Origin of the sequence: Vibrio jasicida 090810c (genome assembly GCF_002887615.1) — a bacterium.
GTDB lineage: Bacteria > Pseudomonadota > Gammaproteobacteria > Enterobacterales > Vibrionaceae > Vibrio > Vibrio jasicida.
Window position 1 is genome coordinate 256651 of the sequence record NZ_CP025792.1, and the last position, 14354, is coordinate 271004.

Consider the following 14354-nt stretch of genomic DNA (forward strand, 5'->3'; position numbering starts at 1 on the left):
GAAATAGGAGAGGGCTGATATGAGTCCCTTTTTATTTTTCCGTTGTTTAAATCTCGTGAATAAATAGCGCTCAAATTCATTCTTTCTGTGAATTAATCAAACTAACAGTTATCTTAAAAGAAAGGGAATAATAGCCCTTTGAGATTTCATGATGAGCTTTTGAGTAGTAAAAATATCTATTTTAATGGTTAATTTGCCACCACTATTTATCTAATTGTTAGAACTATCATATTGTAACAAATTCTTACATTTGGTATTTAGGGGCAGTTTAATGCGGTATCAATCTTCACCAAGTAACCATACAGAACAACTACAACAGTCAACTCAAGAACGCGCTGAACAACAACGTCTGGCTCGAAAAGAAGAGCTTAAAGTGACACAAGAAGATAATAAGCGTTGGGCTGCAAATCGAGAAAGAGTCATGGCTGAACGCAACAGTGAAAATACTGAAGTCACCTTAACTCAATTAAAAGAAAATAAGAAAAAGGGTGGGCTTAGTTCTTTGTTGTGCGCGAAACCGAGTTTTTCTAAGCTCCCAACCAAGACCGTTGCTTATTGTTGGATTAATACAAAAGCGGAAAGTGGTGAAGACAATATTATTCCAAGCGTTGAAAAGGAGCATGGTCTATTGAACGTCATTAGTAATGCAAAAATCACCCCGAAGGTAAAGCACATTATATATGTTGATAGACGCACTAAGGGGCGAACCTGTTATGACTCACGCGTTGAGCTTCCTGATAATGTTAAGTTTGTTTCAGTTGATGAATTGCTGAGCAAGAAAAACATCGCGACGCCAGTCATTGCCAAGAAGGTGACTGAATTGTATGAGGCAAGTATCAACCATGGCAGCCCAGCTTTTGCGAAGAATATGGTCTCTTTACTTGCCCTAAATGCTGGAGATTACTTCTTCGATATTGGTGTCAGCATCAAGCCAGACGGGAATTTAGTTAAGCATCTTAATGGCGAGAGCAAATTTTTCGGCGGTGCAGTAGGTAACGGGAGTTATTTGATGGGGGGACACGATAAAGAAGATATTGAGACAGTTGTTGAGTACCTCTACGAAATGTATACCTGTGAAAGACCACCAACGGTGCATCCTAAAAAAGCAGTGGAGGTATTAGAAAACCTCGATAAATCGTTGAAGCCAGCAGATGTGATAAGTGAAGTGACAAGCAACTCGAAACTAAACGAAAAAATCACACCTGCAGACTTCGTTACTTACTCTCGTAGGATGGAGAAGGGATTCGCTGAGCGTGGTGTTAAGACTACGATGTGTGAATATGCCCGTTACACGGACGTCGTCTTTGGTAACAACATTGCCGTGCTCACGACTAAAGTGAAAACGGGCTTTAGGAGCGGAACAGATTTCGTTAATACCCATAAGATGAGCCATATTCACAAAACTAAAGTGGAAGCGCATCACGTGCCGGCTTTATAAGGTGAGCAGCTCAAAAACACAAAAGGGACTCATTTGAGTCCCTTTATATTGAAATTAGATTGCGGGCTTTAGGTTAGAGGTTAAAGCTATTTTACTTCGTATCTCAGTAGAACTTCATTGTCCAATACAACGTTTGTTGACCAAATGAAACTTGCTCCAGCCCCACTGAATTTCTCGATGAAGTTCATATAAGATTTTTTGTTGTTCACACCAATATCATCTTCTGAATATTCAGTCGCTTGAGGCCATGAAGTTGCGTCAAAGTCTTTTGCCATCCAGTTGTTTGGGGTTTCCCAGTGAGCGGCATAAGCATTTTCACCGTTATCCGTGCCTTCTGTTGTACAGTTCTCCGATAAGCGCAGTTTTTCAAGGTTATCGCCATCAACTTCACTTAGGCAGCTAAGATCATAGATTGGCGCAGTATAGAATGTCTGTGCTTGCCAGTCGGAACCTGTCACAGTACCGTCACTAAAGCTTGCGATAAAGCCACCATCTCCTGGGTGGAATGCCTTACCGCGGTTATCTTCTGTACCTAAACCTAAGTTTTCTTCCCAATCAATTACTTTTACAGCAATAGTGTATGGTTTACTTACTTTGAACTTGACGATACTAGAGTTAAACGGTGTGAAAGGTACAGTGTCTACTGCAATAAGCTGGCCATTAATATATAACTCGAAGTAGTTGTCAGCAAAGATATAACCGGTGATCTCTTCACCGTCTGAATCAATAACAGCCACAGGTACAGAGTCTTCATCAACATCGGCAATGCTATTAGGAGTGATGTTGGCGCATTCCTCATAAAGGTCGGCTGCTTTTGGCGCAGTTGTGAAATGGTTTTGTGCCGGGACGGTCCACACCTTGCCGTCAGCATCAGCAATTTCACCGATACCTGCAACTCGGCTTCTCCCGTTCTCACATTCAAAAAGATTTGTTTTTACTGTAGTTGCAAGACCTTGGGTAATGCTAGCTGAACCTTTGTAATCATCGAGGCTTTTATTAGCTTTTACGTCTGAAGATGGAGAACAACCAGCCAACAACAGGGTGATAAACGAAAGAGCGAATACTTGATTGTTTGTAGTCATCATCAACAAAATCCAGTCGTAGGTGTGAAGTTTAAGTGTAGGAATTAATCTACCTAGATCAATGTTTTGAAAAGGTTAGATAGTTGGAGTGCATAATAGTCTGTGTAATGTAAAACAACGTAAACAATGTGCAATTCTCGGTAAATGAACTTCTGCTTCGAGGCTGCAAAGTTGTCTAGGAGGCAAACTGATACGTAATTCAATCATTCATTTTTGAATGAATAAGAATCAAACCTGTCTATTTTTGAACTCTATTGTGTTTCATAAAATAGCGCCATCAACTTGTTAACACATAATGAAGGTTTGCTATGAGCACATCACAATTAATTCTTGAGTTATCTCTTATCGGCACAATGCTACTCGTTACGGGTGTTTTTTTGGTTCGTAGCTATGACAAAACCGATAGCGTAGGGACAAAAGTTCAAAAGATCCTAACGGGTCTTCTTGGTGCCTTTATGGTGATGGCGGGAACAGTCAAATTCTTTGACCCGTTTACGACTATGTTCGCAAAACAAATCGCACTGAGTGAACTGCCTTTCCCAACTTTGTCTCGTTGGGCGGGTCAATTAGGTGAGATTTTTGCAGGTTTACTGCTACTGATGGTGATGATTGGTAATAAGGCGCTCGCAGCACCGATTAAAGATAAAGCGATGCAATTATCAACGCTATTAACGACCGCAATTATGATTGTCGCGGTGTATGTTCACCTATTGCCAAGTGTGCCGGCAGAAGTGCTACCGCTTCAGTCTAAACCACCGGTAATGACACTGATTATTCTTGGGTTGGCTTGGTTAAATGCATTCCTATATTTTCGTAAAAAGTAATCGTTAAAGTCACATAATAAACGCCAGATTAGTTCGTCTAGTCTGGCGCATTTCATTTATAAATAGGCATTTCATAAATACAATAACTACGAATTTCGCTCTGAGTGAATCGAAGCCAGAAACTCCGCCGATTGCCCAAACCGCTCAAAAATCATATCTCTAAAGGCAACCACTCTGGTCGCTATCAGCTTTCTGTCTGCCCACACCAAGAATGCTTTACCCGTTGGGTATTCAACGTCTGGCAATATCTCTACTAACTCTTTTCTTACTGCATGCTTTTCAAAGGCTGCTCTAGGCATCATACAGATCCCAGCTCCTTCTATTGTCGCATCAATATTTAAACGCAGACTGCTGATTGAGTAACGAGGCTGATAGGGAATGCGGATCGCCTTGCCATCTTCTTTTAGCTCCCAATATGGCAAGTTATTACCTGAGAGTAGCTGATGGTTCATCAACTCTTCTGCTCGTTCTGGTAGACCATGTTTGTCAATATAGCTAGGTGATGCCGCTAGCATTAATGGTGATTCAAACAACTGACGCTGTATTAAATGATTGGCGTGAGGTGGGGTCGTCGCAATCGCAAGGTCAATCTGCTCATCAAAGAAACGCTCTGTGCCTGCGCTAAATTGAATGGTGACGGAGACCTCTGGGTGAAGCTGCATAAACTCAATCGCCATCTTTTGCAGGAAATTATCAGCAAATGGCTCAGGGCAAGAGACTCGGATTTCACCCGTTAATACTGGCTGACTATTCGAGAGCTGTGTCCATTCATCATTCAGCTGCATAAAGAGGGCAGCGAAGCGCTGGTAATATTCGTCGCCAGCTGTCGTGAGCTGGAACTGTTTTGCATTCCGGTGTACCAGTTTTTCTCCCAGTTTATCCTCAAGACTTGCCACCGCCCTTGATAACGTTGGAGCTGAAACGTGTGTTTTAAGGCTCGCTGCTGCAAAGCCACCACACTCGACAGATTGGCAAAACAGATAGAGATTGGAGATGTCTTTTGCTTTCATAATTGATCGTTCTTGAGGATTGCACTCTGAGTTAATCATTCAAATATGAAAGATTCAAGTTCAATGTTGTCTATTTTTGATTGTAATGGGCAGGGCTAATATAACCCCATCAGTTAGCCAATCGAAGTCAGGCATAAGAGAGTCAATCATGAAAAAGTTTTCACGTAAGTTCCAATACCCATTAATGGTTTCTATGGTTTTACCTACTATGCTTCTTAGCATGCCAGCTATCATGGTCGCTAAAACACTGCCAGAGAACGGCGTATTCTTTGATGCATGGTTAAATGCGGTTTCACAAATGGTGCCATCTGCACTGTTAATTTTAGCCCTTGTAGCATCGGCGGTTCGTCTGTTCGTAACCAAAGTTCTACTAGAGCCAGAAGTAAAATAATTATACCCGTCATACTTGAAGCTGCAGCTTTGTTAACTGCACAAGCTCACCCTAATCACATAGAACATTATGCTCATAGGGATGAACTAGCTTGTTGCCGCGCTGCAACTCCAATTATTTAGGCTATAAGTCAGTAATAGAGAATAGGAAAGAGAAAAATGAGCGAATTTAAATTACACACTGTTGAGTCAGCACCAGAAAAAAGCAAAGCAATCCTTGAAGGTGCACAAAAGCAGATGGGGATCATTCCTGGTCTTTACGCAGTAATGGCTGAGTCTCCTCAAATCCTTACAGCGTACACGCAACTGCATCAGCAATTCACGAACACATCATTCGACGCTGAAGAGCTAACAGTTGTGTGGCAAACCATCAATGTTGAACACGAGTGTCACTACTGCGTCCCGGCACACACTGGGATCGCGCACTCAATGAAGGTTGATCCTGCATTGACTGAAGCACTGCGTAACGATGAAGCAATGCCAACGGAAAAGCTTCAAGCACTAAAAGACTTCACTCTTGCTGTGGTTCGTGAGCGTGGCAATGTATCAGAAGCAGACCTAGCGGCATTCTTCGAGGCAGGTTACGGTCAGCAACAGGTTCTAGAAGTGATCCTTGGTCTATCGCAAAAAGTGATCAGTAACTACGTAAACCACGTAGCTCACACGCCAGTAGACAAAGTATTTGAAAAGTTTGCTTGGTCTAAAAAGTAATCTAACAATCTAAAGAATATTGAGCGGGCTATAAGCTCGCTCTTTTTTTTGCCAAAACTACCGTTTTTATAGTGTTTGTCACGTAAGTATTGGCATCTATTTATGTGGACTTTTTTTGAGTCAACAGACTCAAATGTATCCCATAATAACGACAATAGCCGATAATATTGCTGCCAATAAACAACAACTCCATCAGTACAGCAGTAGGAGAACCTGCGAGGTAGTTGTGTATTAGCCAGAGCAAAGTTCCTACAATCATTAATTGACGTAAGCGTTGATCACTTTTGCAAAATGCAGCTGTGGTCTGAAACAGCGTTCCGCCAAAACTAAGCAAATTGATTAGGTCAACAAAGGTCACCACAGTGATCATTAAGGCAGAGCTTAAATAAAGAAACATCCACCTTTTCGATGTAGTAAAGATACTAGTGAAGTAGCGGATGCTCGCAAGTAACATTAGGCTTGCGGCGGTCCATTGCTCTAGTAGAACAAAGTGGGTGCTAATCAAGATGCCGGATGCACATAAGCAACAAACAATTTTTTGTCTTTTTTTAAATTGAAATGATATCAGATCGAATACGATGGCGATTGCTATCAACACTTGGGACCAAAGAAATGCCGACATGCTTCCCTCCTACAAAATTTAGAATAAATATGGAGGTGGGATTATGCGTAGATGTTCCGAAGTAGAAATTAACTAAAGTTAATTTCTACCTTTTATATTTAGCTTTTTATTCTGGCTTTCAATCTCGATAGGCTGACAGGGCTAATACCGATATAGCTGGCTATCTGAATGTTATTAAGTTTGGCTAACCAATGTGGCCAATACTGCAGTAAGTGCTGATACCTTTGCTCAGGCGTGTGGAGTAACAGCAGGGCTTCTTTCTGCTCCTTAAAAATTAACTGTTGTTGTAACAGTGTGACTTTGGCTTGTGAGAACGAAGGCAATGCCAGTAAATTCAGGGGGACCCTTATTACTTCTACGGCTGTAATAGCTTCAATTTGATATTGGGCAGGCATTCCCTGCAACCAACTTGAATAGAGGAAGCATAGCTCATCTTGAAAATAAAACTCTTTGCATCGCTCAAGACCGTTCTCACCGTAATGGCAAGCTCTAAGTATTCCGGACATGATAAAAAAGCCATAGTCCTGCTGGGAGCCCTGTGCGAGCAAGATATCTGATGGGTTTAGTGAGAGCAATTTAAACTGAGTTGACAGGGGTTCAACCGTTTGAGGTGGAACCCCCATATCAGAGAAATAGTCAATCACCTTAGTGAATTTACCCAACATAAAAATAGGTTCCATATTTGCTTTATTTCACCAAGACTAACATATTTAATCACTAGAAATATCCTAGGTATTGTTGATTATCGGTGTATTTCAGTGGTGAAGCGAAGGTGACCACTTGCAAAGACGTTTTCAATACAAAGCCTCATCTAGAGGGATACAAATTGAACTAGTTTTCTAAATCGCTTTGCCCAAAAACATGCCAGAACGAAGAGCAACTAAACCTTCCGCTTTCTCAGTTCTACAAACAAAAACGCCCACACTTATTCAGCAGAGTGGGCGTTTATCTTTTCAATCCAAAACCCGCTGCTACTTCACTGCTTCCACTTCCAACATCGACGCTTGAGTGACGGGCAAGTTTTGTTTTACATAGCTAGTAAGTTGTAACCATGCAAACAAACCTGCGAGAACGTTAGCAATTGTAGCCGCGATGACGATTGTAAAAATGTCACCCTGTAACGAGCCGATGGCAATCGCTGGGATGTACAGAACCACCAATCTTACAAAGCAAACGAATAGGGCAGTTTTTGGTTTACCTAATGCGTTGAAGATGGAAGTCACAACCATACACAAACCTAAAGGGCCGTAGCTAAACGGAATCACCCAAAGCGCTAGCTTTAGCCAGTCTTGCATTGTGTTGTCCGCCGATAGTAGAGGAACAACAATTGGTAAACTCATCACCAACAAAGTTGCGATGGCCAAGTGGAACAAAATAACAAAGCGAGAAGCCGATTGAACGAGCGCTTGGATTGAATCAAAACGTTCGGCACCGAGTTCACGGCCAATCATCGGTGGCAATGACATGGTGAGTGCCAGCGTGAAGATCAGCAAGAAGCTTTCCACTCGGTTTAATAAGCTCCAAAATGCGATTTCGTTAGTACCAAGATGAGCGATGAACATAACCGTCACGAAAGCACTAACGGATGGTAAAATCTGATTCATCATGGTTGGAATCGTGGTTTTGATCAGTAGCGCGACATCGTCTTTGCTAGCTAGAGCCGAAGAAAAAGGAGCGAACCATTGTCGGCCTTTGGCTTTCTTCATCATGTAACCCGCGCTGATGGCAAAGCCAAGCATCGATGCTAATGCAGCACCCGCAATTCCCATGTTTAGAACAAACATAAAGATCGGATCAAGCACGAGGTTGATAAGGCTTGCGATAACAAAGACGGAGCCCGTGACTTTAGTATCGCCATTCGCACGATAAACACAGGTCATTAAATACAGTACGGCACTTGATAGTGCGCTTAACAACCATAAGCCCCAGAACTGACCAAACAACGTTTCGAGCTGTTGATATTGTGCACCGCTGTCTTTCACAGAGACGAACGCAGAAAACACACTTTGCTCCATCAACCACAACGCGATTCCAATGAGAGCGATAAAAGCGCTGCCGACCAATAACGCAAGTGAAGCGGTATTTGTCGCGCGTTGCGTATTATTTGCGCCAAAAGCATGTGAGATGATCGACGTTGCCGCGACACCAATGCCAACTTGAATGCCAATAAAGCCAGCCTGAAACGGCATCGTGATACCTTGCACAGTCAGCTCGTTCACGCCAAGCATGCCGATAAACACCGCGTCGATAAGTTGTACTGACATGATCGCAAAAAGGCCGACAGTCAGCGGCAGTGTTTTTTCGAGAACGGATTTTAAGGTCGAGGAAATCGCTATCATCACAAGGCTCTTGATTCGAAAGTTCGGGAACAGTGCCAGTATAGAGTTGCGATTGTTAATGATAAGAGGGCTAATCCCTAAATCAGTTTTTAGATTTGGTTAATAATCCAAATCAGTCGGTGTGTTTGTGTTGTGTGTTCGGCTGGTTATACTCAACGTATCTTTCTGAAAATAAGCGTATTCGTTAGCTAATCTGATATGAAAAATAGCCTCAGTATTCGAGCTTATACCAAGCAATTACAGAGCCATTCACACGGGGATTATCATCAATTGGTGCTGCCTATTCACGGCAATATTGCGATTGAGATGACAAACTTTATCGGAAAAGTCACCGTTGGTGAGTGTGTCGTGATTCCTGCTGGCACTGAGCATGGGTTCAAAGCTGATGAAATGGCGCGTTTTATTGTCGCGGACTTGGACGTTTTGCCAGAGCACTTTCTTACGGAACAATTGGCTGTGTTTTCTGTTACTCCGCCACTGTTAAGCTATCTTCATTTTGTAGAAAAACAGTTGCAGCACCGAGTTGATAGTGGGTTAGAGGGCTCGATTTTGAATGTGTTCTCGATGCTTTTAGAGCAGCAGACCCACGCAAAGCCTGTTGATCCTAGGATTCGAGCAGTACAAAGCCATATTGCTGAAAACATGGATACATCTTTGTCTATCGATGAGTTGGCTAAGATCGCTTGTTTGAGCCCGACTCAATTTAAAAAGCGATTTAAAGAAAGTCTTGGCGTCAGCACATTGCAGTACATCACCGAGTTGCGAATGGAAAAAGCCAAAGCTTTGCTCACGCATACCGACTTACCAGTCCAACTGATTGCCGAGCGAGTAGGGTACTCCGATTTATCTGCGTTCAGTCGCCGCTTTTCAATCCACTTTGGTTTGTCGCCACGCGAGTTAGCCCGTCAATAACGTCTCATTAAACGATTTTTGCGTCCTTTCTGCAAAGTCATGCCTTCTTAATTAACGTATCCTTCTCTCTATTGAAAATCAGTATAGAGAAATAAAGCATGTCATCTGTTGCGATTCAATCGACAAGCCAATATCAAGCGGGCGCACTGGCGATCTTGTTCGCTTCTTTGTTGTGGGGAACGACAGGCACAGCCGCGAGTTTTGCTCATCAAGTCAGTCCGTTAGCCATTGGCGCTTTTGCTATGGGCGTTGGTGGTGTTATTCAAGCAGTGTTATCTTGGCGTAGCATCCGTCATCAACTCCATCAGATTTTGCTGTTTAAGTTGGCGTTAGCAATAAGTAGCGTTGCATTGGCTGTATATCCTTTAGCGTTTTACTCGTCGATGAAGCTTTCTGGCGTTGCCGTTGGTACCGTTATCTCAATTTCCAGTGCGCCTTTCTTTACCGTTTTAATAGAGTGTCTTTTTGGCAAAGGTAAGCGCGTTTCTGCTCAATGGTGGGTGAGCTTCGCATTTGGTGTGGTGGGCATCATGATGTTAGTCATGGCGAAATCGGGTGGGGCGGTTGAATCAGACCAAACCTCTTATCTATTTGGCATCTTTTTGGGACTAATAGCAGGGTTAAGTTACGCCATTTATTCGTGGGTTGCTAAGCGAATGATTGATGGCGGAATCAAATCGCAAGCGGCGTTAGGTAGTATCTTTGCTGGTGGTGCTCTGTTGTTATTGCCTAGCTTAGCGTTTACCGGAGAGAACCTATTCACCGGTATCACGAACGCTTTTGTTTCAGTCTATATGGCGATCGTTCCAATGTGTTTGGGTTATCTCGCGTATGGTTATGGATTAAGGCACGTTGATGTTAGCAGTGCAAACCTTCTTACGTTGTTTGAACCTGTTGTTGCGGCGGTGCTGGCGGTTTGGATTGTTGGGGAGAAGATTGCTATCTCTGGTTGGGTTGGCGTTGGATTAATTGGCGTATGTCTGATTCTTCAAACCTTAGATCAAGAGGCGAACAAACCAAAACAGGTGGTATGATTTCCTCGCGAATAAGGCTCCCTCACGAATGGAAATAGCTTCCCAACGAACCTAGACTCCTAACGGACATCGATGAAAAGCGTTAACTCGCATGCATATCGGTTTTTCGTTTTCTATGAAATAGAACTGCTATTGTTACGGTCTGTCTTAATCAACGTATTACCAGTTCGCTATTTACTAAAGTATGAACACATTCGGGGAAGATTATGTGGATTAAGAAGAATCATCGCTGGGCTTTATCTGAAAACGAAGCGACGCCAGAGTCCGTCTATAAAGAGCGTCGAGAGATATTGAAAAAGCTTGGCATTGCGGTTGTCGGTATGCCGCTCGCAGCGAATGCACAAGCGGGTATTTTGGACATCTTCTCGTCAAAGGAAAAGCCAGTCTCAGACAATCGAATTGACCTTAGCGCGGCGAAGCCACAACAGTACCAAGCGGATCTTTCTCTTACTCCTGAAAGTAAGATTCTGAAATACAATAACTTCTATGAGTTTGGTACCGATAAGTCTGATCCCGCGAGAAACTCTTCTGAGTTTGTGTCTGACCCATGGACGGTTGAGATCGACGGCTTGGTAAATAACCCAATTAAGCTCGACTACGATGACATCTTTAACAAGTTCACACTAGAAGAGCGAATCTATCGTTTGCGTTGTGTGGAAGCGTGGTCAATGAACATTCCTTGGATTGGCTTTCCTCTAGCGGACATCATCAAAATGGCGGACCCAAGAAGTAGCGCGAAATACGTTGCTTTTGAAACTCTCTACGATCCAAAACAATTTCCAGCCCAAGGCTCGTTTAGCAGTATTGAATATCCTTACGTCGAGGGGCTTCGTCTTGATGAAGCAATGAACCCGCTCGCGCTGATTTCTGTGGGTTTATACGGTAAGACGCTTGCGCCACAAAACGGTGCGCCGCTTCGCTTAGTTGTGCCTTGGAAATACGGTTTCAAAAGCATCAAGTCTATTGTTCGAATTCGTCTAACCGACCGAGAGCCGCCAACAACGTGGAATCGTTTAGCACCGAATGAATACGGTTTTTACGCTAATGTGAACCCAAATGTTGATCACCCACGTTGGAGCCAAGCAAGCGAGCGTTTCATCGGAGAGGGCAGTGTACTCAGCACTCGCAGACAGCCAACATTGATGTTCAACGGCTACGAGGAAGAGGTGGCGCATCTCTATAAGAATATGGATCTGAGGAAGTTCTATTGAGAAAGCTGACTCCAAAACACATCATTGCGCTTAAGGTCCTCATCCACCTTGTCTCTTTAGGCTTCTTAGGTCTGCTGGTTATTGCGATTAATACCGACAACTTAGGTGGAGATCCTGTTCAAGGCATCATTCATTACACGGGTATTAGCGCGTTGAATACGCTGTTTATTACCTTGTTGGTTTCTCCGCTTGCGCGTTGGACCAAGCAGGGTTTGTTAGTTCGAGTTAGGAGACTACTTGGGCTCTACAGCTTTTTCTGGGCAGTGCTTCATTTGGTTGCGTTTGCTGTGCTCGATTTAGGGTTAGATTGGAGTTTACTTGCTTCTGAAATCGTCAAACGCCCTTACTTGACCGTTGGTGCAGCAGTGTGGGTGATCTTGTTACTTCTGGCGGTGACTTCGACTCAATCCATTCAACGCAAGATGGGGCCTAAATGGCAAAAGCTGCATAACTGGGTTTACTTGGCCGCGATACTGGCGCCGATTCATTTCTATTGGTCGGTGAAGTCAGAGGTGGCAGAGCCAACCATCTATATCCTAATCGCCATTGGTTTGTTGCTGGTGCGTTGGAAGACATTGAAGCAGCGAGTGTTTCGAAAAATGTTATCCAGTTGATGCGCTGTTAGACTAATTGCGATACATGAATCAACAGACTAAAAGGGGCTACGTGAGCCCTTTTCTTTATTGGATAAAAAGCCGCTAACCCAGGATTTCTGTTGCTGTTGGCTCACCACGCTCCACACCTTTCGTTCGCTCTCGCCAAGGACCTTGGGCTAAGTCTATCAAATCCCACCACAACGCTCATACCGTTAGCCCGAACCCTACGACTAATGTCTAACTACCTGAGACTATTTGTATTTTTTCGTTTGGTATAAGGTACTAGCAGCTGAATTTTCAGAGTTCATAAAGATCAGTCATCGAGTTCTTGTAATACCAATCACAGTAAATAAGTGATCAGAAATAGCGTAGGGAAAATGCTTGAGAACAAGGCGTAATTTTTCGATAAGTAGTTATTCTACAATCAAAAATTGCAACGCAGTTATCGAGTATTTTAACAAGCTAGAATGACCAGTTATTTACTACGATTGGTATAACAGAGAATCTATAGACAACGACTCGCTTAATCTTCGTTTAGTGAGTCAACAACGTTGGTTGGAAAAACACACCTTAGAGTGTGAACGAAAGGAATCACAATGAGCAGCACTTTAGAGTCCGTACATATTGGAACAGATAAGCCTAAAGCCAGTGAGGATGAACTCACTTATGAACAACAACATAAACCTAGCTCGGAGTTTGAGTCCCGAGAACAATATTTAGAGCACGAGTTGCAAATCATGGCGCCTAAACGTTGGCGTCCCAATTTGCCGTTTAAAGACTATCGATTCGAGGTAGAAGACACCATTCCAGCGATGGCCGCGACCATTGGTAAAGTCGTTATGGTGGGAGCCATCGCAGCAACCTTTGCCGGAGCGCTAGGGTTGAACGAAGGCTTTATTTTAGAAAATGTTCGCTATGAACTACTTATCGCCTCTGTTTTCATAATTCTTTTTTCAGGCTTTCTACTGCCGACCGCAAACCTCGCGGGTACACACGGCCCACTCATTCCATTAATTCCTATCGTCGTTGCAGCAGGCGGGCACCCAATGGCTTTTGGTCTGCTGATTGGTGCTTTTGGCATACTGTTAGCCATCAGTAAAGGTGGCAGTATGCTGGCAAACCTCACCAGTAAAGGCGTGTGTGGCGGATTGTTACTCTACCTTGGCTTTGTTGGAACCGTCTCTCAAGTGAAAAAGCTGTTCGCTTGGGCAGAGGGAATAGGGATGAGCCACATCGCTTTCGTCGTGATCTTTTGTACCATTATTTTATATGCACTACTGGAACATTTTCGCAAGCGTTGGCTAGCAGTCCCTCTTAGTTGCTTGCTAGGCGGTACGTTAGCTTTTGCCATGGGCGCGCCGTTTTCTTTTCAAACCGAGCCCGGCTTACCCAACATGAACCCTATGTATTGGTGGGGGGAAGATACAGGCTGGATGCTAGGTTTACCGACGATTGAACACTTCATGGTGGTACTGCCTTTTGCTATTTTGGCCGTAGCCATGTGGTCGCCAGATTTCTTAGGGCACCAAGTGTTTCAAAAAATCAGCTATCCAGAGCGTACAGAAAAAGTACATATGAATATCGACGATACGATGACCACAGCGTCAATTCGTCAGACGTTCGGCTCTCTGCTTGGTGGTACCAACTTTACGTCTTCGTGGGGAACTTACATTGTTCCGGCGGCTATCGCTAAACGCCCAATTCCAGCCGGCGCTTTGCTAACGGCACTGTTTTGTATCATCGCTGCTGTTTGGGGCTACCCAATGGACTTAGCGATTTGGCAACCTGTACTTTGTGTTGCGCTTATTGTTGGGGTATTTGTTCCATTGCTAGAAGCAGGAATGGAAATGACGCGTGAGGGGAAAACCACGCAATCAGCGGCGATTGTTGTATTTTCTTCAGCGCTCGTTAACCCTGCATTTGGCTGGTCTCTCACCATGTTGCTAGATAACTTAGGCTTAGTCGGCTGTAAAGAACGTAGTGGGGAACTCAGTAAAATGAGCCGTTGGGTGTTACCTGGCATTATGTTTGTTGTGCTAACAAGCGTAATGGCGCTGGTTGGTCTACTACCGGGAATTCCAGCGATTATCCCAAGTTTCCGTTAGATAGGTTCGTAGTACGATTTATGGTTTGAAGAACCTTTTTCTAACGTGATAGAAACGGTTTAGTTCTGTTGATCTAAACC

The 14354-nt window shown here is 43.6% G+C and carries 14 protein-coding genes; 9 read left to right on the top strand and 5 right to left on the bottom strand.

Annotated features, from left to right (window positions below; translation table 11 throughout):
• Positions 1-271: 271 nt before the first annotated feature.
• The gene (locus C1S73_RS01505; RefSeq protein ID WP_038872424.1) at positions 272-1438 is read left to right on the top strand and encodes a hypothetical protein; all 1167 of its coding nucleotides are present in this window, start codon (positions 272-274) and stop codon (positions 1436-1438) included.
• Positions 1439-1524: 86 nt separating this feature from the next.
• Here the strand turns inward: C1S73_RS01505 and C1S73_RS01510 are convergent, their stop codons facing one another.
• Entirely contained in the window at positions 1525-2523 is a 999-nt protein-coding gene (locus C1S73_RS01510; protein WP_038872426.1) for a hypothetical protein, read from the bottom strand.
• Positions 2524-2828: 305 nt separating this feature from the next.
• Here C1S73_RS01510 and C1S73_RS01515 point away from each other — a divergent pair, with 305 nt between their 5' ends.
• The gene (locus C1S73_RS01515; protein ID WP_038872429.1) at positions 2829-3344 is read left to right on the top strand and encodes a hypothetical protein; all 516 of its coding nucleotides are present in this window, start codon (positions 2829-2831) and stop codon (positions 3342-3344) included.
• An 86-nt stretch (positions 3345-3430) separates the two neighbouring features.
• Here the strand turns inward: C1S73_RS01515 and C1S73_RS01520 are convergent, their stop codons facing one another.
• On the bottom strand, positions 3431-4354 hold the full coding sequence (locus tag C1S73_RS01520; RefSeq protein WP_038872432.1) for a LysR family transcriptional regulator: 924 nt from the start codon (positions 4352-4354) through the stop codon (positions 3431-3433).
• A gap of 148 nt (positions 4355-4502) precedes the next feature.
• Between C1S73_RS01520 and C1S73_RS01525 the strand changes: the two genes are divergently transcribed.
• On the top strand, positions 4503-4745 hold the full coding sequence (locus tag C1S73_RS01525; RefSeq protein WP_038872434.1) for a hypothetical protein: 243 nt from the start codon (positions 4503-4505) through the stop codon (positions 4743-4745).
• A 158-nt stretch (positions 4746-4903) separates the two neighbouring features.
• On the top strand, positions 4904-5455 hold the full coding sequence (locus C1S73_RS01530) for a carboxymuconolactone decarboxylase family protein (RefSeq protein WP_038872437.1): 552 nt from the start codon (positions 4904-4906) through the stop codon (positions 5453-5455).
• A gap of 100 nt (positions 5456-5555) precedes the next feature.
• Here C1S73_RS01530 and C1S73_RS01535 read toward each other — a convergent pair whose 3' ends face one another.
• From C1S73_RS01535 to C1S73_RS01545, 3 genes are all read right to left on the bottom strand, one after another.
• Positions 5556-6077, bottom strand: coding sequence for a YgjV family protein (locus C1S73_RS01535; protein ID WP_038872440.1), 522 nt, complete (start codon positions 6075-6077; stop codon positions 5556-5558).
• Positions 6078-6175: 98 nt separating this feature from the next.
• Complete coding sequence (locus tag C1S73_RS01540) at positions 6176-6742, bottom strand: Crp/Fnr family transcriptional regulator (RefSeq protein ID WP_038872443.1); 567 nt, start codon at positions 6740-6742, stop codon at positions 6176-6178.
• A 306-nt stretch (positions 6743-7048) separates the two neighbouring features.
• Entirely contained in the window at positions 7049-8416 is a 1368-nt protein-coding gene (locus C1S73_RS01545) for an MATE family efflux transporter (protein ID WP_038872446.1), read from the bottom strand.
• Between the two features lie 198 nt (positions 8417-8614).
• On the opposite strand from C1S73_RS01545, the gene C1S73_RS01550 reads away from it, so the two are divergent.
• The 5 genes from C1S73_RS01550 (at position 8615) to C1S73_RS01570 (ending at position 14274) form a co-directional block, all read left to right on the top strand.
• The gene (locus tag C1S73_RS01550) at positions 8615-9328 is read left to right on the top strand and encodes a helix-turn-helix domain-containing protein (protein ID WP_038872449.1); all 714 of its coding nucleotides are present in this window, start codon (positions 8615-8617) and stop codon (positions 9326-9328) included.
• Between the two features lie 98 nt (positions 9329-9426).
• Complete coding sequence (locus tag C1S73_RS01555) at positions 9427-10362, top strand: DMT family transporter (RefSeq protein WP_038872452.1); 936 nt, start codon at positions 9427-9429, stop codon at positions 10360-10362.
• A gap of 206 nt (positions 10363-10568) precedes the next feature.
• Complete coding sequence (gene msrP, locus C1S73_RS01560) at positions 10569-11573, top strand: protein-methionine-sulfoxide reductase catalytic subunit MsrP (RefSeq protein WP_038872454.1); 1005 nt, start codon at positions 10569-10571, stop codon at positions 11571-11573.
• A complete protein-coding gene (gene msrQ / locus C1S73_RS01565; RefSeq protein WP_020197473.1) occupies positions 11570-12187 on the top strand; it encodes a protein-methionine-sulfoxide reductase heme-binding subunit MsrQ in 618 nt (205 codons plus the stop codon). The genes msrP and msrQ overlap by 4 nt, the downstream gene beginning before the upstream one ends.
• Positions 12188-12765: 578 nt before the next feature.
• The gene (locus C1S73_RS01570) at positions 12766-14274 is read left to right on the top strand and encodes a DUF3360 domain-containing protein (protein ID WP_009704349.1); all 1509 of its coding nucleotides are present in this window, start codon (positions 12766-12768) and stop codon (positions 14272-14274) included.
• The last annotated feature ends 80 nt before the right edge of the window (positions 14275-14354 follow it).